17 protein-coding genes are annotated in these 19,481 nt (G+C 38.5%); 15 read left to right on the top strand and 2 right to left on the bottom strand.

The annotated features are described in order from the left end of the window. The first annotated feature begins 401 nt into the window (after positions 1–401). From A3GE_RS12405 to ppx, 9 genes are all read left to right on the top strand, one after another. Positions 402–1,946 carry a hypothetical protein gene (locus A3GE_RS12405; protein WP_018357289.1) on the top strand — a complete coding sequence of 515 codons (1,545 nt, stop codon included), beginning with the start codon at positions 402–404 and terminating at the stop codon, positions 1,944–1,946. Continuing rightward, on the top strand, positions 1,943–2,809 hold the full coding sequence (locus tag A3GE_RS0110860) for a hypothetical protein (RefSeq protein WP_018357288.1): 867 nt from the start codon (positions 1,943–1,945) through the stop codon (positions 2,807–2,809). Before A3GE_RS12405 ends, A3GE_RS0110860 begins: the two co-directional genes overlap by 4 nt. A gap of 679 nt (positions 2,810–3,488) precedes the next feature. Continuing rightward, complete coding sequence (locus A3GE_RS12455) at positions 3,489–3,623, top strand: hypothetical protein (protein WP_256802919.1); 135 nt, start codon at positions 3,489–3,491, stop codon at positions 3,621–3,623. Between the two features lie 194 nt (positions 3,624–3,817). Continuing rightward, complete coding sequence (rpoE, locus tag A3GE_RS0110845) at positions 3,818–4,393, top strand: RNA polymerase sigma factor RpoE (protein WP_018357285.1); 576 nt, start codon at positions 3,818–3,820, stop codon at positions 4,391–4,393. Between the two features lie 17 nt (positions 4,394–4,410). Beyond that, the gene (locus A3GE_RS0110840) at positions 4,411–4,995 is read left to right on the top strand and encodes a sigma-E factor negative regulatory protein (protein WP_018357284.1); all 585 of its coding nucleotides are present in this window, start codon (positions 4,411–4,413) and stop codon (positions 4,993–4,995) included. An 85-nt stretch (positions 4,996–5,080) separates the two neighbouring features. Beyond that, positions 5,081–6,034, top strand: a complete 954-nt coding sequence (gene rseB / locus A3GE_RS0110835; protein WP_026215488.1) for a sigma-E factor regulatory protein RseB — start codon at positions 5,081–5,083, stop codon at positions 6,032–6,034. A gap of 134 nt (positions 6,035–6,168) precedes the next feature. Then, on the top strand, positions 6,169–7,905 hold the full coding sequence (gene tamA / locus A3GE_RS0110830; protein ID WP_018357282.1) for an autotransporter assembly complex protein TamA: 1,737 nt from the start codon (positions 6,169–6,171) through the stop codon (positions 7,903–7,905). 8 nt (positions 7,906–7,913) lie between these two features. Next, positions 7,914–11,810: an autotransporter assembly complex protein TamB gene (tamB, locus tag A3GE_RS0110825; protein ID WP_018357281.1), complete on the top strand. Its 3,897-nt coding sequence runs from the start codon at positions 7,914–7,916 to the stop codon at positions 11,808–11,810. A gap of 11 nt (positions 11,811–11,821) precedes the next feature. Continuing rightward, a complete protein-coding gene (gene ppx, locus A3GE_RS0110820; protein ID WP_018357280.1) occupies positions 11,822–13,366 on the top strand; it encodes an exopolyphosphatase in 1,545 nt (514 codons plus the stop codon). Here ppx and A3GE_RS0110815 read toward each other — a convergent pair. Next, positions 13,363–13,758, bottom strand: coding sequence for a PRD domain-containing protein (locus A3GE_RS0110815; protein WP_018357279.1), 396 nt, complete (start codon positions 13,756–13,758; stop codon positions 13,363–13,365). The genes ppx and A3GE_RS0110815 overlap by 4 nt on opposite strands. A gap of 120 nt (positions 13,759–13,878) precedes the next feature. Here A3GE_RS0110815 and A3GE_RS0110810 point away from each other — a divergent pair, with 120 nt between their 5' ends. The 6 genes from A3GE_RS0110810 to A3GE_RS0110785 all read left to right on the top strand — a co-directional run bounded on the left by A3GE_RS0110810 (position 13,879) and on the right by A3GE_RS0110785 (position 18,213). After that, on the top strand, positions 13,879–14,478 hold the full coding sequence (locus A3GE_RS0110810; RefSeq protein ID WP_018357278.1) for a beta-phosphoglucomutase family hydrolase: 600 nt from the start codon (positions 13,879–13,881) through the stop codon (positions 14,476–14,478). A gap of 2 nt (positions 14,479–14,480) precedes the next feature. Then, positions 14,481–15,080 (top strand): sugar O-acetyltransferase, encoded by a 600-nt coding sequence (locus A3GE_RS0110805; RefSeq protein WP_018357277.1) that lies wholly within the window; start codon positions 14,481–14,483, stop codon positions 15,078–15,080. Between the two features lie 2 nt (positions 15,081–15,082). Continuing rightward, complete coding sequence (locus tag A3GE_RS0110800) at positions 15,083–15,559, top strand: YqaA family protein (protein WP_018357276.1); 477 nt, start codon at positions 15,083–15,085, stop codon at positions 15,557–15,559. A gap of 185 nt (positions 15,560–15,744) precedes the next feature. Next, positions 15,745–16,248 (top strand): S-ribosylhomocysteine lyase, encoded by a 504-nt coding sequence (gene luxS, locus A3GE_RS0110795; protein ID WP_018357275.1) that lies wholly within the window; start codon positions 15,745–15,747, stop codon positions 16,246–16,248. A gap of 9 nt (positions 16,249–16,257) precedes the next feature. Continuing rightward, positions 16,258–17,439 (top strand): formate-dependent phosphoribosylglycinamide formyltransferase, encoded by a 1,182-nt coding sequence (purT, locus tag A3GE_RS0110790; protein ID WP_018357274.1) that lies wholly within the window; start codon positions 16,258–16,260, stop codon positions 17,437–17,439. A gap of 96 nt (positions 17,440–17,535) precedes the next feature. Next, on the top strand, positions 17,536–18,213 hold the full coding sequence (locus A3GE_RS0110785) for a helix-turn-helix transcriptional regulator (protein WP_018357273.1): 678 nt from the start codon (positions 17,536–17,538) through the stop codon (positions 18,211–18,213). 39 nt (positions 18,214–18,252) lie between these two features. Here A3GE_RS0110785 and A3GE_RS0110780 read toward each other — a convergent pair whose 3' ends face one another. After that, positions 18,253–19,467, bottom strand: coding sequence for an aromatic amino acid transporter (locus A3GE_RS0110780; RefSeq protein WP_018357272.1), 1,215 nt, complete (start codon positions 19,465–19,467; stop codon positions 18,253–18,255). Positions 19,468–19,481: the final 14 nt, after the last annotated feature.

The following is a 19,481-nucleotide window of genomic DNA, read 5'->3' as shown; positions in this document are numbered from 1 at the left end:
CAGGTAGAACTCAGTGGTCCGGGCGGGTCGATTATCATCAACCGGGAAGGCATCACCTTGGTGGGGGATGTGTATGTGGAGGGGGAGTTGTGTCAAGAAGGGGGGGAAGCGGAAGGNGTAANTCCGTTTGAAACCCTAATAAATAATGCCATCACACCGAATACATATTACTCAACTCGTTTGGATGTTTATGATATTTATGGGCGTTGTAATGAGAAAAAAGTGCCTTATACGATTTTAGACAGTCAAGGTGAGAGAGTGACAGAAGGAATGCTTGATGAAGATGCACGAACGGGTCGAGTTTATCGTGAAACCGTTGAACAATTGAAAGTCTATGTGGGCAAAGCGAAAATTGAAAGTTAAGCAATAAAATCAACTGATAACATAAGATAGGAAAATAGATGGCAAAACAAGAATTATATCGCATTGAGTTTTTTGATAATGAACGAAATGCTATGCCTTATTGTTATTTTGAACTCTATATGAATGGTCATTTAGTCACAGGATTACCTCCTAAAGCAGATAGCCAAGGAAAAATATGGATTAATAAACAATGGGTGGAATCTACGCCAAGCTCACCCAAAGAGCTGGTTGTCCGTTTCTGGAACAGCGAGTTTCCAAAGACACAACATTCAGAAACGGAAAAATTTATTTGGCCGGAAGGAAAGACATCAATTAAAGCTTTTTTACCGGCTGTTTATACGATTAACACAAGAGCGCTTGCGAATGAAAACAATGAGGAAAAAAACTATCAGCGGGCTTATTATCTTGTGAGAAAAGGGGATAGTTGGGAGAAGCTTGAGGCCGAATTAGGTGTGAATACTGTGGAGGCTTTAATGTTTCATAATCAAGTAAACTATTCCGATTATTTAGCGGAAGGAATGAAACTGTATTATCCTTTGGGTTTTAGGACGAGAAATATGCCGGATTCAGAGGTATCGGATAAAAAAATAGAGCAAAAGCAGTCTAAAAAGCCAGAAAAAATAGATAAAAAAGAACAAAAAAAACAAGATGGTGAGAAAAAAGAAAATACGATAGAACAGCGAAGTCAGGCTAATGGTAAGCCGGTTGATGTTGCTAAGCCTAAAAAAGGAGAGTGTCAATGCGGTAAGAAACTTATTAATGCCATTAAGTGTACTAGATACGGTAAAACTTATGGACCGGTTTATTGGGGAAATAAAAAACTTAGTTCTTATTCACGTTGGGACTATCTAATTTCTACAGGCAGGATAACTCAAGATGAAAAAACTATTTTACTAGCAATGTCAGAGAATGAAGGTAATATGGATGCTGTTCATTCCTATGATAGTGAAATATTAACAGCTGGTGCTATGCAAAAAACAATTAATTCTTCTGGCGCAGGGGAATTACCGATTCAAATGTTTAAGTTTAAACAACAATACCCATCATTATTTAATAAATATTTTAAGTGTTGTGGATGGGATGTGAATAATGTTAACAATAAATATATTGCCTATTATAATGGCATGACAGGTTCAAGATTAAAGCAGTTTTTGAGGGAGGGATATTCTGTTGATAATTATACTAAATTTGTGCCTAGTAAAGCTGTAGCTATTTTTGCAGAAGCTGTAATTATTGAAGAGTATCAAGATTTACAAATTGAAGATTTTATTGATAGATTAAATAATAAAGCGTTGGTTAAAAAGCCAAAAGGATATAATTACCAAATATCTAAGTATGTGAAATCTAATTTGGGAAAGGCAACAGTGTTAGATCATGATGTTAATAGACCGGGCAATGTGGCAGAAGATTTTGCTGAGGCTTTAAATTATTTCTATAAAGTTCATTCAAATATAAATAAGGATCCTAGCACGTGGGGAGAGGAGCATAAAAATTATGAGAGAGAAATCATAGAATATTATGGAAATCACAGACGGGGTACCGACATGGTTAATAGATTTAAAAAGCTGAAGGGGAAACTATGAATAAAAATTTACTAATATTATTGTTATTACTTTCCTTGAATGTTTTTTCAAAAGAAGTGGTTCTTTTTGAGAATGATGATTACCGACTTTATGATAAGACTGATTCTAGCTGTAGTCAGTTATTTTTGTATAATAAGAAAAGTAAAAGTAAATTATTATTAAAGAATCCTTTAGATGCAGATATAAATTTAGCAGAAAAAAATTGTTTTTCCAAGAAAAATAAAGAAAGTATTAAGGTTACATTTTTTCAGAGCAACGCAGAAGATTTATCTGGTGATAAAAAGTTTTTAAGAGTTAACTATGATTTAGATTCAAATATTCTTGTTACCCATAATGAATATCAAAAAATTCATTATTCAAAGTGTGCAATTATAGATATGGATAATGCTATTTTTATTAATGAAGATGATGCTAGAGTGGAAGTTTGTTCTGAAAATGATTTCTTATCATATGTTTTTCCTAATATAGGATTGCCAATAGCTTGGGGTAGTTTATTTGCTTATATAAAAAATAACAGACTTACAGATGAAGTGGAATATGAAGTAAATAATTATATTTCTGTTCTATTATTAGTTGATTATGATATTTCAGAAATTAATAATGCTATAAATTTGTTAACTAATTATGGGTATTTAAAACAAGCTAAACTTATTTCGGAATCTAATTATGTTAAAATCAAAGACAAATCCTATTTGTATTCAGATGAATTAATTAAATCAAATATGTATTTAATTAAAGGGGATAGAATAAAAATCATTAAAGATAGATTAGATGATAAAGGGATAAAATGGTATTTTATCAACTATAAAGGAAAAAAAGAAATCAATATGTGGATTAAAGCTGACTCAGTTGATATAAATTAAATAGATTATTAACCGCATTTTTTATAAAGTGCGGTTGATTTTTTGTTCTTTTAAAATTAACAACCGGAATTTAGCCCAGAGCAACCTATAGTCGCAGGCAGAACCTACACAGTACACTGAATCAGCCTATCTTCTCCCCAAACATAAAACCCATATCCGGTAAGTGAATCACCATTACGGGCAGATGAACACGGAAGATTCGTCTTTCATCCAAGTTTATGAGCAAGACGGAAAAGCCTATTAAGATTGTTTTTTGGCATGAACAATATTCGAAAACAGTGCATTCGGAAATGAAAGTTTGGGGACATATAAATATTCTTCAAGTGATATTAGAAATACTATAAATATGGTAAGAAAAACAAACAAAAGTTTAAAAAAATGGAAGCAAAAGTAAGATGTATTTAGTTAAAGATGATAAGGTATTAATACTTTCAAGTCGAATAGATAAAGCTAATAAAAAGTGGTATCGAGTTTTTTATTCAGGGAAAAAGGATATAGATATGTGGATTGAAGCAGATAAGGTATATATTAATTAAAATAAAGTTTTTTATAATGAAATAGATTATGCCTAGGTTTAGGTTGAAGCGGTTTTGTCCTCATATACGAGCCAGCGTAGTTCGAGCGATATTACATACAATCGGACAGCTGATCAACATAGCTAAAAATCCTCCGCACGTTGTTGCAAAAAATTGAGTATATGGTGGATAATGTCACCTCTGAATCCTTGCTGTTGGATTGGGAACGCGGATACTGCGTGCAATACCGTGAAACGGATCCCACCTTTATTGAGCTTTTGGCGGCAGAAGACGGTTGATATTATTTCGACCATCACGAAGACAGATCCAAATTATAGTTTGGAGTGTCAACATCACGAACAGTCTACTCTCAGTTGACTATAAATTTATTTTTTAATCTTTGAACTTTTTGAACTCGTTTATGTCAGATAGAGCAAGTTAGAGCTTGATGTCTTGAATATTAAGGCGTGTTAGGCATAGTGTTAGGAGAAATATGGCTGAGCAGCTAACGGATCAAGCTTTGGTAGAAAAGGTACAACAAGGCGATAAAAAAGCCTTTAATTTATTGGTTTCGCGTTATCAAAATAAAGTAGCTGGGTTACTTACCCGCTATGTTTCGCGTAATGATATTCCTGATGTTGTGCAGGAATCCTTTATAAAAGCCTATCGTTCCATCGAATCTTTCCGGGGAGATAGTGCGTTCTACACTTGGCTGTATCGAATTGCCGTAAATACGGCAAAAAATTATTTAACGGCGCAAGGACGTCGTCCACCGAGCGAAGATATTTTGGCAGAAGATGCCGAGGGCTACGATGTAGGAACTCATCTCCGTGATGTGGATACCCCAGAAAATGAAATGTTATCCGACGAACTGGAAAGAATCGTATTTGATACGATTAATGGTATGCCGGAAGATTTAAAGAGTGCGATTACGCTTCGTGAATTAGAAGGATTAAGCTACGAAGATATCGCAGAAATTATGAACTGTCCCGTAGGCACTGTGCGTTCTCGAATTTTCCGTGCGCGTGAAATTATCGAAAACAAAATACAACCGCTTATGCAACGTTAATAAAGTGGGAGATTAAAATGCAAAAAGAGTTACTTTCAGCCTGTATGGATGGCGAACAGGTGGATGCAGCATTCATAGAGGAACTCTGTGAAGATGAATCTTTGCATCGATCTTGGGCTACTTATCATGTGGCTCGTGCGGTAATGCGTAAAGAAAGTGCGGTCATTTTAGGTACTGATTTTACCGCAAAAATGGCAGATCTGATTGAACGTGAAGAAATTGAAAAAACTGAAATTATTCAATCCCAGCCAACACCTGAAGAAACACAACGCTTGCCGTTTATGCGTAAATTTAAGTCTTTCTTTGCACCTATGGCACAAATTGCTGTGGCTGCCGGTGTGTGTTTGGTTGCCGTGCTTGGCGTACAATCCTTTAATGCGAAAAATGATGTAAGTAATGCGCCGGAAACCCCGATTTTACAAACATTACCATTTAATAATGCTGTTCAAGAGGTCAGTTATAACGCTCCGACTAAAGATGTCGCAACAACTGACCAAATGGAACAAAAAAATCGCCGGATTGGTGCAATGTTACAAAATTATGAATTACAGCGCCGTATGCATGCCGATACATTGAATATCGGTACTAATCAAGCAAAATAATTATTAAATCAACAAATGAACAAATAAATTCACCACCAATCTTTGTGATGGCATGGTGAATTTTTTTATTAATTGTAAAGAAGTTATGAAAAAAAACTCTCTTAAATTGACCGCACTTTTGCTTATATCTTTGCTTAGTTCTTCTGTTTCGGCGGAAGGACTTTCGGCAAAGAAAACCTTGGAAAAAATGGCAAACGCGGTGAACAATCTCAATTACGAAATCGCCTTCGTGCAGACATCGCCTTCTAATATGGATTCTTTCCGTTATCGTCATATCAAACGGGATAACAAAACTTACGCACAGCTTGTCACACTGGACGGCGATCAGCAGGAAATTATTCAGCGTGATAATCTAGTGAGTTATTTTCAATTGGATTCACGGGCTTTTACATTGAATAGCGGAAATATTGTTGATGCTTTACCTGCGGTGATTCGTAGTAATTTTAATAAATTAGCAGAAAATTATGATTTTATTCCCTTAGGGAAAAGCCGTGTTGCCGGACGTTTCGTAGATACCATTCGTATTGTGCCGAAAGATGATTTTCGCTATCAATACTTAGTTTTTGTTGATGAAGAAAACGGCTTATTATTGCGTAGCGATATGCTTGACAGGGATGGTAAATTACTTGATCAGTTTCGTGTAGTCACGCTTTATATTGATGATCGTTTAAAAGGATTAACGGAGTATTTAAATAAGGTTTCCATGCCGCCATTACTAAATGAAACGCAAAATGCGGTTTCTTCTCTAAATTGGAAACCAAGCTGGTTGCCAAAAGGGTTTGAAATTCTTCGTCACAGCCAAGATTTATTTGACGGAGAAATGATTGACAGCACTTTATTTAGTGATGGGTTGTTTACCTTTACGCTATATGTCACCGAGGCGGAAAGCCAACAGTTAAATCCGGATCAAGCTTGGAAACAAGGTGAATATACCCTGTATAGCGAGGTAGTTGGCAACAAGGAAATCACCTTTATCGGGCAATTGCCTATTGCTACGGCTAAACGAATTGTGCAGGAAGTAAAGTTTTCCGGTTATTAAAAGAAAAGTGCGGTTGATTTTAACCGCATTTTTTGTATTTTATTAAATGATTAAAAAAAACCTTCAACCCCTTAAAGTTTAGGGTAAACTAGCGCCGTTAATTGTTATTTTTTATTATACTTAGCGAATTAAAAATGAAAAAATCCCTTCTCAAACTGACCGCACTTTTATTGTATTTCCCTGCATTTTCTGCATTTGCAGAACAAACTGTGGACATTGATATTCGTGGTATTCGGGGGGAACGGGCAATTCGCAACACGCAGCTTAATGTTGAGCTGATTAATAAAGAAGAAATGGATGGCTCCGACCGTTATAAACAACTGGTTACGGAGGCTGTTGATAAAGGCTTGCGTGTATTTGGTTACTATGATTCATCCGTCACCTTTGAATTAAAGAAGCGTAAAACCGGTCGTGATTTATTGATCGCTCACGTCAAACCGGGAGAGCCAAGCAGAATTGCAGATGTGGATGTTAAAATTGAGGGTGAAGCGGCACAAGATGAGAATTTTGAGGGATTACGTAAAAATTTACCTAAAGAGGGAGAATTGGTCGAACACCAAAAATATGATGATTATAAAAGTAGTATTTCTACTCTTGCCCTCGCACGTGGCTATTTAGATGGAAAATTTACCGTTTCCCGTTTAGAAATCAGTCCGGAAACCCATCAAGCTTGGTGGCGAATGTTGTTCGACAGTGGCGTTCGTTATCGTTATGGCGAGATTAAATTCAGTCGTTCACAGATCCGTGAAGATTATTTGCAAAATATGTTGAAGATTCGGACCGGTGATCCTTATTTATTGAGCCAACTTTCCGGATTGACAAATGATTTCTCTTCCACCGGCTGGTTCAGTTCCGTTTTGTTACAACCGCATGTGGATGAGCAACATAAAGTGGTTAATTTAGACGTATTGTTGAATCCGCGTAAGAAAAATGCCATGGAGCTTGGTATTGGATTCGCCACGGATACCGGCCCGCATTTGCAAATTGGTTGGACAAAACCTTGGATCAATAATCGTGGGCATAGTTTCCGTACTAACCTTTATGTTTCTTCTCTGAAACAAACCCTTGAGGTTTCCTATAAAATCCCACTATTAAAAAATCCATTGAATTATTATTACGAATTTTCCGGCGGTTTGGAAAATGAGGATAAAAATGATACCAAAACCACTGCGATTACTTTAGCAGGGCTGCGTTATTGGAATCATGATGAAGGTTGGCAATATTTTGCCGGTGTACGTGCGCGTTATGATAAATTTACTCAAGCTGATATTGAGGATAAAACCCTTTTGGTTTATCCCACTGGTGGATTGAATCGCATCCGTTTACGTGGCGGAGTGTTCCCAACTTGGGGCGATTCACAGAAAATTACCGTTGATGTTGCTTACAAAGGTCTGCTTTCTGATGCGAGCTTTTTTAAAGTGCAGGCTTCAACGGGTTGGATTCGTACTTATGCGGAAAATCACCGTATTCTTACCCGTGCTGAAATCGGCTATTTACATACCAAAGATATTAATAAGATTCCGCCGACATTACGTTTTTTTGCAGGTGGCGATCGTAGTGTGCGTGGTTACGGCTATAAAAAAATTTCTCCGAAAGATCGTAATAACAAACTAGTGGGCGGCTCCCGTTTACTTACAGGCTCCTTTGAATATCAATACCAAGTTTACCCTTCTTGGTGGGGGGCAGCCTTTGTGGATGCCGGGCTTGCGGCAAACCGTTTTAGCAATGAAGAATTACGATATGGCGCGGGTTTAGGAGTGCGTTGGGCATCACCTGTGGGCGCGATTAAATTTGATATTGCGACACCAATACGCGACAAAGATGACAGTAAAAACATTCAATTCTATATTGGCTTAGGCACAGAGATTTAGGTGACATTATGTCGGAACAAGAAATCAAACAAACGGAAGAAGCGCCACCGCAACCTAAATTCAAGAAGAAAAAAACTTGCTTACGTAAAGCCTTATGTGTGGGAAGTGCGGTCATTTTTGTACCTATTTTTGCCTTTGTGGGAATGCTCTCTTTTGATGTGGGGCAACAGAGCCTCATTCAGTTGGTAGATAAACTGCTTGATGATCTTTCTATTGAACATATGGAAGGCGGCTTGCAACAAGGTTTAGTATTGCACAATATACGTTATCAAACGGCGGGTATTGATACCCAAATTGCTCAAGCTCGCCTACAACTGGATTTTGGTTGTTTACTTTCTCGCAAAATTTGTGTGGAAGATATTACCGTACAATCTCCTAATATTTTAATTGATACATCAAAATTACCTCCCTCAGAACCTCGGCAGGCTGAAAATAATGAGATGGAAAAAGTGAATTTGCCGGTCAGTCTTGATGTGAAAAATGTGACGGTAGAAGATCTCAATCTTCAACTTGACCAAACCTACATTGCCCTTGAACATTTTCAAAGTGCGGTCAGTTTAAATAATGAATCGGGTTTGACCCTAGCGTCCACAGAATTTAATAAACTTAACGTAACAACCGTTCAACTCAGCAAAACAGAAAAACCGGCTGAACCGAAAAATAATCAACCGATAGATTGGGAGGCAATTGAACAAAATCTGACTCCGGCATTTTTAGGAAATTTAAATGCAGTGAATCTACCCTTTGATATTCACGTTCCAAGCCTTGTTGCGAAGGATTGGCAATATGTCTCTCAAAACGAACAATCTGAAGAATTGCAACGCATTACTTTGCAGGATTTGATTTTACAAGCCGATGCCATTGGGCATGATGTTCAACTTAAAAAATTAGCGTTAGAAAGTTCCTTAGGCAATTTAACTTCACAGGGGTTATTGCGACTTAATGGCGATTTTCCGGTGAATTTGACTTTGACTTCCAAACTGAATGCCATTCAATCTGAAGGAAAAGAAATTTTCCCTAAAAGTGATGTGCAATTTTCCCTTTCAGGATCATTGAAAAAAACGACCGCACTTTCTTTAACAACAAAAGGGCTGCTGGATGCGCAGTTGAATAGTGAGATCAAATTAGCGGAAGAAAAAATGCCGCTGAATCTCTCCTTAAAAGCGTCTAAGGGGCAATATGCTTTTGCAGAGGGATTGTCGCCACTTAAATTGAATGATGTAGCCTTGAAATTAAGCGGTGATTTACTGAATTATAGTGCGGAGTTTGAGGGTAAGGTTGAAGGCATGGAGCATATTCCTTCTACTCATTTAACTCTTGATGCCGAAGGCAAATTATATGAAGTAAAGATCAATCAATTAGACCTCGCGGCGCTTGGCGGTATGGCGAAATTGAGCGGATCGGTAAGCTGGAAATACGGCGTGAAATGGAATCTGGATACGAGTCTAGATAAAATGAGTATCCGCCCTTACGTCCCTACAATGCCGGCGGTGCTATCCGGTAAATTGGCGACATCAGGGGCAGCGGGGCGTGAAGGTTGGTATGTGGATATACCTAAGTTGGATTTAAACGGTACACTTTCTAACCGCCCGTTAAGTTTGAAAGGTAACCTAGTATTGAGCGATAAGGTGTTGCTAAATACTCCAGAACTCTTGCTAAATTACGGTGATAATCGGATTTACGCTAAAGGTATATTGAGTGAACAATCTGATTTAGCATTGGATATTAATGCACCCAATTTACGGGGATTGTATGGTGATTTATCGGGTTCTGTGATTGGAAAGGCCGTAATAAAAGGCAAATTTAGCGAACCGAATGTGACCCTTGATCTCAACACTCAAAATCTTCACTGGCAAACCTTAAATATTGCCAACGCGGCAGTTAAAGGCAATCTGTCGGGTGCACCGCTGCTGAAAGGAGATTTGAGCGTGAAAGGCGGCAATATTCGCTATGGTGATTCAGTGGCAATGCGTGCTGTCAATTTAACGTTTTCCGGTGATGAAAAAAATCACAAATTGGTTTTAGTCTCTCAAGGTGAGCCTGCTGCGGCGAATTTGCAAATCACCGGGAATTTTGACCGCACTTCTCAAAAATGGCAAGGTAGTCTGAGTCAGGTAAAAATTGATACGCCGATTGGCGAGGTAAAATCGAATCAATCTATTCCCGTTACTTATGATAATAAAAAAACACAAGTCTCAGTTGGAGCACATTGTTGGATAAATACGGACGTGGATTTGTGTTTCCCTCAAACGTTTACGGCAGGTACAAGTGGCGAAATTCCGTTTAATGTGAAGCGCATTAATTTGGATTTGGTGAATAAATTTACTAAACAAGATAGCCTAAAAGGCCAACTTCGTAGTGAAGGAAAAGTGGCGTGGTTTAGTGATAAGCCGTTCACTTTAAATATTGCCTTAATCGGCGATAATCTTGCTGTTGCACAAAAGTTGGATTATCGTACTTTTAAGCTGAATATTCCTAAATTGGCGATCAATGCGGATATTCAACATAATAATCTGACATTAAAATCTGATATCAATGTGCAAAATCAAGGCCGTATTCATACGGATTTGAAATTGAGTGATTTAAGCGGTGCTCGTCATCTTGGCGGAACATTCAACATTGAGCGTTTGAATTTATCATTGGTAAATCAGCTGTTGAGTAATGGCGAAAGCCTCAATGGTGAAATTGCCTCGACACTCACATTGGCGGGAAATCTTGAAAAACCGCTATTGAATGGGCATTTTGATGTTCGTAATATGAAAAGCAAACTGAAAATGCTCCCCTTTGAAGTGACCAGTGGTGATATTGCCATTCGTTTTAACGGCACAAATTCGACCCTGCAAGGCAATGTTCAAACGCCGGAAGGACGTTTAACGATGACCGGTCGTGCAAATTGGGCAAATTTAGCCAATTGGAATACGGAAGTGCGGGCGGAAACGGAGAATTTTAAGCTCGATCTGCCTTCTATGGGTAAACTCCGTCTTTCTGCCAATGTATTGGCAAAGGCAACGCCCAAATTATTAGAAGTATCGGGCGATGTTGCGATCCCGTGGGCACGTATTAAAGTCGATTCTTTGCCCGATAATGCAGAACCGGTGAGTGAAGATGAAGTTATTTTGAACGGACCACGTAAAAGTAAAGAGGAATTAATTAACCGTGAATTTGCTTCTACCACCCAATCCGGTATGGAAATTCGTTCTGATTTGAAAATCAAAATTGGCAACGATGTGCATTTTGATGCCTATGGTTTCAAATCAAATTTAGAAGGTTTGCTTTCGGTAAAACAGGATAAGGGGCGGTTAGGCTTGTATGGTCAAATTGATTTGAAAAATGGGCGTTATGCTTCTTTTGGACAGGACTTGCTGATTCGCAAAGGGCAAATTAATTTCGCCGGTTTACCTTCGCAACCTATGTTAAATATTGAGGCGATCCGTAATCCGGAAGCCATGGAGGACAGCAATATCACCGCCGGTGTAAAAGTGGTCGGTGTGGCAACGAATCCGGAAGTTACAGTATTCACAAACCCAAGTAAGCCGCAAGATCAAGCCCTTTCCTATTTATTAACGGGGCGTTCTTTGGAGGACAGTGGACAAGCGGGAAGCGGTGGTTCCGTAGGGGCTGCTTTGCTTGGTATGGGTTTGGCGAAGAGCGGTAAACTTGTGGGCGGTATTGGGGAAGCCTTTGGGATTCAAGATTTGAACCTTGGTACTGCCGGTGTGGGTGATAATTCTAAAGTGCAAGTAAGCGGTAATATTGGCAAACGCTTACAAGTAAAATATGGGGTAGGTTTATTTGATGGTTTAGCCGAAGTTACCCTGCGTTATCGCTTATTACCACAACTTTATTTTCAATCGGTTTCTAGCACAAACCAAGTTTTTGATTTACTTTATCAATTTGAATTTTAGGAATCATTTTTATGGATAACGAAATGCTATCAACACAAGACACTCTACCTTACTCTCGTGCGAATGTGCGGGAAATTGCCGCCATTGATCTTGGTTCAAACAGTTTTCATATGATTGTGGCACGCATTATGAATGGCTCAATTCAGGTATTATCACGTTTAAAGCAAAAAGTGAAATTGGCCGAAGGGTTAGATGAAAATGGTGTGTTAAATCAAGAAGCAATAACCCGCGGTGTGGACTGCTTGGCACTCTTTGCGGAACGTTTGCAAGGCTTTTCCCAAGAAAACGTGAGTGTAGTGGGTACTTACACGTTGCGAAGAGCGGTCAATAATGATGAATTTTTACGTCAGGCGGCAAAGGTATTTCCTTATCCGATAAATATTATTAGCGGGCAAACCGAGGCTAAAACAATTTATGCCGGTGTGTGTCATACTCAGCCGGAAAAAGGCAGAAAATTAGTGATTGATATCGGCGGTGGCTCGACCGAAATGATCATTGGTGATGATTTCACCCCGATTGTAGCGGAAAGCCGTCATATGGGTTGTGTAAGTTTTGCATCAAAATATTTTAAAAACGGTGAAATTTCCAAAGAAAATTTTGAAAAAGCTTATCAAAATGCAACGAATAAAATTGAAGATTTAGGCTGGGAATACCGTAATCTGGGTTGGCAATCCGTATTGGGTTCGTCCGGTACGATAAAAGCGGTACATCAGGTCATTGCAACCACCTTAGACCCAAATGGGATTATCACGAAAGCACGTTTAGAGGATTTAATTGAACAGACTTTACGTGCGAAACATTTTAGTGAATTAAATATTATCGGATTGAATCCGGAGCGGGTAGATGTGTTTGTCCCGGGATTGGCTATTTTAAATGCCGTATTCGATGTGTTTAATATTGAACACATGCGTTATTCTGATGGTGCATTGCGTGAAGGGGTGATGTACAGCCTTGAGAAAAATTTCCAAGTAGCGGATATTCGTGCTCGTACAGCATGGGGATTGACGGAACAGTTTGATATTGATACCGATCAAGCGCACCGCACAGCCGGGAGCGCAAATTTATTGGCGCATCAATATACCGGGTGGGGCAATCCGGAACTTGCAGAAGAAATGCGGAATTTATTGCTTTGGGCAGCTCGTTTACATGAGGTTGGTATTGTGATTAATCATAAAGGTATGCAAAAACATTCAGCCTACATTCTGCAAAATATGAAATTACCAGGATTTGACCGTGAACAACAACGCTTACTTGTGTTACTTGTTCGTTTGCATATTGGCATATTAAAAATGACGGATTTGGTGAAATTTGCCCGCTATGATGAACGGGATGTATTGTCGCTAATTCGATTATTGCGCCTTGCCGTCATTTTAAATAAATCACGCCAAGCCACAGATAAAACCCAAAAAATCACCCTCAAAACTAACCGCACTTTTAAGGATTGGACATTGGAGTTTGAACAAGGTTATCTTGAACACAACCCATTGATTTTTAACGAGCTTAGACAAGAAAGTAACGGATTGAAAGAATTGGGATTAGGGTTGGTATTTAGTTAGTCGGCAGGAGCGGTTGTTGCTAATTGGCAAATATGTTCTTGTTCCAGTAGCAACGAATAAACATTTGCCAAAAAATAGGTTTGTTCTGCATGAGGAATCTCGAAAGGTATGAAAGAAAGGAGATCTTCGTGAACCGCCAAAACTTGAGGAAAAACAGTCGCGTGTTGAATTTCCTCAAATATTTCCTGATAAAGCGGAGAAGCACAACCGCCGCGGTCAATACGGCCTAAACTACAGGCGATATGGAACAATAACATATTGACTAATGTGGTATTCACATCCGCTTTCCAATGCTTTTTGAGGCGATCACGCAGTTGAAGCACAATTTCAATAATCGGCTGATTAATCTGTCCGCGTAATTTCCAACGCTCAAGCTGATCAAGCAGTCGCATTTTTGCTCCTGTTACACTAAAATCACCCTCATAATCTACCGCACTTTAGCTAAAGAAAACAGTGCAGAGATCACAAATCTGTAACAAATCATAAAACGCATAAGGAATTAACAAATAAATATGATAGACAATGCACTTTTTAACCGTTATGAAGGGTTGATTTTTGATATGGACGGCACATTGATTGATACTATGCCGGTACATGCCCGCGCTTGGGGAATGGTGGGTGAAAGGTTCGGTTATGATTTTGATAGCCAAATTATGTATCAGCTAGGCGGGGCAACGGTGAGAACCATTGCCTCGGCGATTATGGAAAAAGCCGGTATGCCGCAACGCCACCTTGATGAAGTGATTGAAGCGAAACGGGTACTCTCTTATCAATTAATTCCTACCGAATCGAAATTGCTTCCCACCTTTGACATTGTTCGACATTATCATCAGAAAAAACCGATTTCATTGGGTTCCGGATCTCACCGCCATTTAATCAATATGTTAATGGATAAACTCGCTATTGCGCCTTATTTCAATGCTATTGTCAGTGCCGATGATGTAAAAGAACACAAACCGCATCCGGAAACGTTTTTACGTTGTGCGGAATTAACGGGGGTGAACCCGACAAATTGCATTGTATTTGAAGATGCGGATTTAGGTGTTCAGGCTGGATTAAATGCAGGTATGGATGTTTTTGATGTTCGCACTCAGCAAATTATTAAGGCATAAAAATGACAGAATATGAAAAAATGATGGCAGGATTGGCGCATTTACCGGCAGAACCGGAATTAAAAAATATGCGCAGACAGGCTCGGGAAATCTTGTTTGAATTTAACCGCACTTCACCGAATGATGATGAAACGCAAAATAAATTAATCAGAAAATTGTTTGCTCAAGCGGATGAAACCACCTCTATTAACGCGCCTTTTCACTGTGATTATGGGATTAACATCAAAGTGGGGAAAAATTTCTTTGCTAATTATCATTGCGTGATGTTAGATAATGGTGGTATCACTATTGGTGATGATGTAATGTTAGCCCCTAATGTGAGTCTTTATACTGTAGGTCATCCTTTAGATGCAGAATTGCGTAATATTGGCTGGGAGCAGGCAAAACCAATTACCATTGGTAATAACGTATGGATTGGCGGTAATGTGGTGATTTTGCCGGGAGTAACCATTGGCGATAATGTCGTTATTGGCGCAGGCAGTGTCGTTAGTAAAGATCTGCCGAATAACGTTCTTGCTTTTGGCAATCCTTGTCGTGTCGTGCGAGAAATTACCGAAACGGATCGTGAACATTATATTCGGACTTATCAGCCGGATATCTAGCTATGGATTGGTTTTCCTTTAGCTTTTGGGCTGACTTTTGGCAGAGTCACGCATTATGGTTAATGTTTGCCAGTGCTTTTTTAAGCGCCACTGTGCTGCCCGGTAATTCGGAAATTGTATTTATGACATTGGCTATTCCCAAATTAACTCTTAATTCTGTGATAAGTGCGGATATTTTAGGGCTTGTTTTTATTGCCACATTGGGAAATGGTTTGGGAAGTCTCACGACTTATGCGATTGGACGTTGGTTTCCTAAATTTGAAGGTAAAAACGACCGCACTTTATGGGTGATGGAAAAGTTTCAACGTTATGGCTCAGTGGCATTATTATTGAGCTGGCTTCCCGTTGTGGGGGGGTTATTTTGTGCCATTGCGGGTTGGTTGCGTTTAAACTTTACGGCAAGCTGCCTGTTTATTTTTCTTGGTAAATTAGTGCGTTATATGCTGTTATTGTTTTTAAGTACGCCGTTCTTATTATAAAATGCCAAAAAAAAAAGCCCTTCAACGAGTGAAGGGCGAATAACCTAAGGAACCAATTTTATTAAACAACTGCAAGTTGCTTACTCTATAAGACTGAGGCTTTGCAGGAAAGTTCAAAGAGAATTGGAAAAACTGACAATTTCTTGAAGAATATTTACAACTAACTGATTTAAAAGGAAAGAATCATGCCATTACTTGACAGCTTTAAAGTGGATCACACCAAAATGAATGCTCCTGCTGTGCGTATTGCGAAAACAATGCGTACTCCAAAAGGTGATGATATTACAATTTTTGACTTACGTTTTTGTATCCCAAATAAAGAAATTCTACCACCAAAAGGGATTCATACTCTTGAGCATTTATTTGCCGGTTTTATGCGTGATCATTTAAATAATGATAGCGTGGAAATTATTGATATTTCGCCAATGGGGTGTCGCACCGGTTTTTATATGTCTTTAATCGGCACGCCAAATGAGCAACAAGTGGTGCAAGCATGGTTAGCATCAATGCAAGATATTTTGAATGTGAAAGATCAGTCTGCTATCCCAGAATTAAATATTTATCAATGTGGCACTTATACGGAACATTCTCTTGATGAAGCTCATGAAATTGCAAAAAATGTCATTGCACGTGGCGTGGGTGTGAACAAAAACGATGATCTTTCTCTTGACGAATCGTTGTTAAAATAAGGAGACAATATGACAACCCTTGGTACCGCATTAAGCCCGAATGCAACGAAAGTGATGATGCTTGGCTCCGGCGAGTTAGGTAAAGAAGTAGTGATTGAGCTGCAACGTTTAGGTGTAGAAGTCATCGCCGTAGATCGCTATGAAAACGCACCGGCACAGCAAGTAGCACACCGTGCTTATACCATTTCGATGTTAGACGGTGAGGCATTGAAAGCCTTGGTAGAAAAGGAAAAACCTGATTATATTGTGCCTGAAGTGGAGGCGATTGCCACGGCGACTTTAGTGGAATTGGAACAAGCCGGTTTTAATGTTGTACCAACGGCAAAAGCAACACAACTCACGATGAACCGAGAAGGTATTCGTCGTTTGGCTTCAGAAGAATTAGGTTTACCAACCTCAGCTTACCAATTTGTGGATAACTTTGAAGATTTCCAAAGTGCGGTAGAAAAAATCGGTATTCCTTGTGTGGTAAAACCGATTATGTCTTCGTCCGGTCATGGGCAAAGTATTTTGAAATCAAAAGCGGATTTACAAAAAGCATGGGATTATGCGCAAGAAGGCGGGCGGGCCGGTGCCGGACGTGTCATTGTAGAAGGTTTCGTTAAATTTGATTATGAAATCACCTTATTAACCGTTCGTCATATCAATGGAACGAGTTTCCTCGCACCTATCGGGCACCGCCAAGAAGATGGAGATTATCGTGAATCTTGGCAACCGCAAGCTATGTCTGATAGTGCATTACAAAAAGCGCAGGCTATTGCTGAAAAAATCACAGGTGCGTTAGGTGGACGAGGTATTTTCGGCGTGGAAATGTTTGTTTGTGGTGATGAGGTAATTTTCAATGAAGTTTCACCACGTCCGCATGATACCGGTATGGTGACTTTAATTTCACAGGAATTATCTGAATTTGCCCTCCACGCTCGAGCTATTTTAGGTTTACCGATTCCTGAAATTACGCTTATCAGCCCATCGGCATCCAAAGCCATTGTGGTAGAAGGAAAATCAAAAAACATCCAATTTGGTGGAATTGATAAAGCCCTTGTTGAGCCTCACACCAATATCCGATTATTCGGTAAAGGCGAGGTCAATGGGCATCGACGCTTAGGGGTGATGTTAGCTCGTGATATTTCGGTTGAAAAAGCCCTAGAGAAAGTAAAACGGGCTTATGAGAAGCTAGAAGTTAAGTTATAAATATAAATTATTTCATTATTTAGGCATATTTTTAGATATGCCTTTTTATTAATCATAAATACTAGCATTTAATAAAAGGGACTAAGTCACAATATTATGAATAATGTACAAAAGAAGTATTTTATTGGGTTAACTCATTTTTTAGGTAATGTGCTTGGACCAAAATATGAGGTGGTTTTTCATTCTGTTGAGAAAAATAAAACTTCAATGGAGGCGATAGCGAATAATCATGTGAGTGGCAGAACCCTATCTTCACCGCTAAGCTCTTTTGCATTAAATATGCTACAGGATAAAGTTTATTTAGATAAAGATTTTATTTCTAATTATAAAGCAGTGGGGGATTCCAATAAACTTATTCGAGGTTCGACTTACTTTATAAAAAATGGTGATAAACTAGAAGGGATATTATGTATTAATCATGATACTTCAGAGCTTGTCGATACAATGAGTAAACTCATTTCATTAGAAAATTTAGGGGTGTTTGTTAATTTATTAGGTATTGATTCTGCATTTGCAGAAATGGAAGAGTCTGAAATAATTAGTCAGGAAAAACTTGAAAATTCGGTTGAGGATATTTTATCTGAGTATATAGATCTTACTTTATTAGACTCAGATAAAAGTTTAACATTAAGACAAAAAGAAAATTCTATACGAGTTCTATTTGAAAAAGGAATATTTAATATTAAAGGTGCTGTACCTTTTGTCGCAAAGTATTTAAGAATATCAGAGCCTAGCGTTTATCGATATTTAAAAAATATTAAGAATGAAAAATAAATTTAAATTGACATTCTAAATAAGAATGCCAATTTTTTATTAGCCAATAACCACTGGTAAAAATCCTAGTTTTATAAAGAAAGGGATATTGACAATTATAATACCTAAAATAGATATTACTATTAGAATACTCTTGCCTCCAATAACGCGATAGGGAAGATTTGGGTGATGTTTTCGTGCTTTCCATACTAATGCTGCCGGTAATACAACAGCATAGAGTGCAAACATTTGTCCTGCGTAGCCCAGTGCTAAAATAAAACCTTCAGGATAAAAAAATGCGAACAGTAGCGGGGGAAGGAAAGTTAAAAATCCTAGGCATAACCGATTCGCTGAAATATTACAGGCACGTTTGAGCAAATCCTCAATACATTCAAGTAAACCTAGCGCAACACCTAAGAAAGAAGTGATCAATGCAAGAGCCGAGAAGATTTTGACTATGCCTGCAATAATACTGCTTCTAGTAATTATTCTAACCGCTTCAATAAGCCCGTTTAGTGTCGGATCTTGATGGAGTATTTCGAGAAATTTTGTTTGACTCAATACGCCATGAGTTGAACATTGCCATAGAATGTAGCTAATTAAAGTAATTGCAGAACCAAAAATGATCGAAATTCTGAGTGCTTTTATATCTCCTTCAAGGTATTTATTCAGACATGGAATTGAACCATGGAATCCAAACGCAGTAAAGAAAACCGGGCTTGCTGAAATGAGTAAAGCATTATCTATTGGCATTGCCATAAGGTTATCCAATTTGATTTCAGGAATCATTAAACCTAAAACAACGAGCAATGCTAAGAGCATAGATACAAACAAGATGCGATTTAGTATATCGACAATTTGTGTACCAATAATGATAAAAATGCCAAAAAATATGGTGAATAGTAGGATAGAGGCTTTCATTTTCAGATTAGGCATTGCAAAATCTGGCAATGTTGAGGCAAGAATTGAGCCTCCTCCCGTGACATAAGCAGATAATAAAGCATATAAAAAGATCATTAATACGCTTGTTGCAACGATTCTTCCCAACCTTCCAAAATATTGTGATGCTAACGTACCTATTCCGGCATCATATTCTGCCGTTTGATACACCTCGACAAAAAGCAATGCACTATATGTCAATAATACCCATAAAATACAAAGTAAAAGAATGGTGAACATTAATCCCATTCCTGCGGATGTGAGTGGCATAGCAAGCATTCCTGCACCAATCATTGTTCCGGAGGTAATGAGCGTACTACCTAGTGTTTTATTCATGAGTTTTCTCCTTT

The organism is Rodentibacter pneumotropicus DSM 21403, from assembly GCF_000379905.1.
Lineage (GTDB): Bacteria > Pseudomonadota > Gammaproteobacteria > Enterobacterales > Pasteurellaceae > Rodentibacter > Rodentibacter pneumotropicus.
This window is presented reverse-complemented; position numbering and strand designations above follow the sequence as displayed.

Bases quoted from the DNA above. Each gene is read 5' to 3' on its own strand.
- purT (WP_018357274.1), top strand. From the start codon at position 16,258: ATGACAACCCTTGGTACCGCATTAAGCCCGAATGCAACGAAAGTGATG.
- luxS (WP_018357275.1), top strand. From the start codon at position 15,745: ATGCCATTACTTGACAGCTTTAAAGTGGATCACACCAAAATGAATGCT.
- A3GE_RS0110810 (WP_018357278.1), top strand. From the start codon at position 13,879: ATGATAGACAATGCACTTTTTAACCGTTATGAAGGGTTGATTTTTGAT.
- A3GE_RS12405 (WP_018357289.1), top strand. From the start codon at position 402: ATGGCAAAACAAGAATTATATCGCATTGAGTTTTTTGATAATGAACGA.
- A3GE_RS0110840 (WP_018357284.1), top strand. From the start codon at position 4,411: ATGCAAAAAGAGTTACTTTCAGCCTGTATGGATGGCGAACAGGTGGAT.
- A3GE_RS0110785 (WP_018357273.1), top strand. From the start codon at position 17,536: ATGAATAATGTACAAAAGAAGTATTTTATTGGGTTAACTCATTTTTTA.
- tamB (WP_018357281.1), top strand. From the start codon at position 7,914: ATGTCGGAACAAGAAATCAAACAAACGGAAGAAGCGCCACCGCAACCT.
- A3GE_RS0110800 (WP_018357276.1), top strand. From the start codon at position 15,083: ATGGATTGGTTTTCCTTTAGCTTTTGGGCTGACTTTTGGCAGAGTCAC.
- A3GE_RS0110805 (WP_018357277.1), top strand. From the start codon at position 14,481: ATGACAGAATATGAAAAAATGATGGCAGGATTGGCGCATTTACCGGCA.
- tamA (WP_018357282.1), top strand. From the start codon at position 6,169: ATGAAAAAATCCCTTCTCAAACTGACCGCACTTTTATTGTATTTCCCT.
- ppx (WP_018357280.1), top strand. From the start codon at position 11,822: ATGGATAACGAAATGCTATCAACACAAGACACTCTACCTTACTCTCGT.
- A3GE_RS0110815 (WP_018357279.1), bottom strand. From the start codon at position 13,758: ATGCGACTGCTTGATCAGCTTGAGCGTTGGAAATTACGCGGACAGATT.
- rpoE (WP_018357285.1), top strand. From the start codon at position 3,818: ATGGCTGAGCAGCTAACGGATCAAGCTTTGGTAGAAAAGGTACAACAA.
- A3GE_RS0110780 (WP_018357272.1), bottom strand. From the start codon at position 19,467: ATGAATAAAACACTAGGTAGTACGCTCATTACCTCCGGAACAATGATT.
- A3GE_RS0110860 (WP_018357288.1), top strand. From the start codon at position 1,943: ATGAATAAAAATTTACTAATATTATTGTTATTACTTTCCTTGAATGTT.
- rseB (WP_026215488.1), top strand. From the start codon at position 5,081: ATGAAAAAAAACTCTCTTAAATTGACCGCACTTTTGCTTATATCTTTG.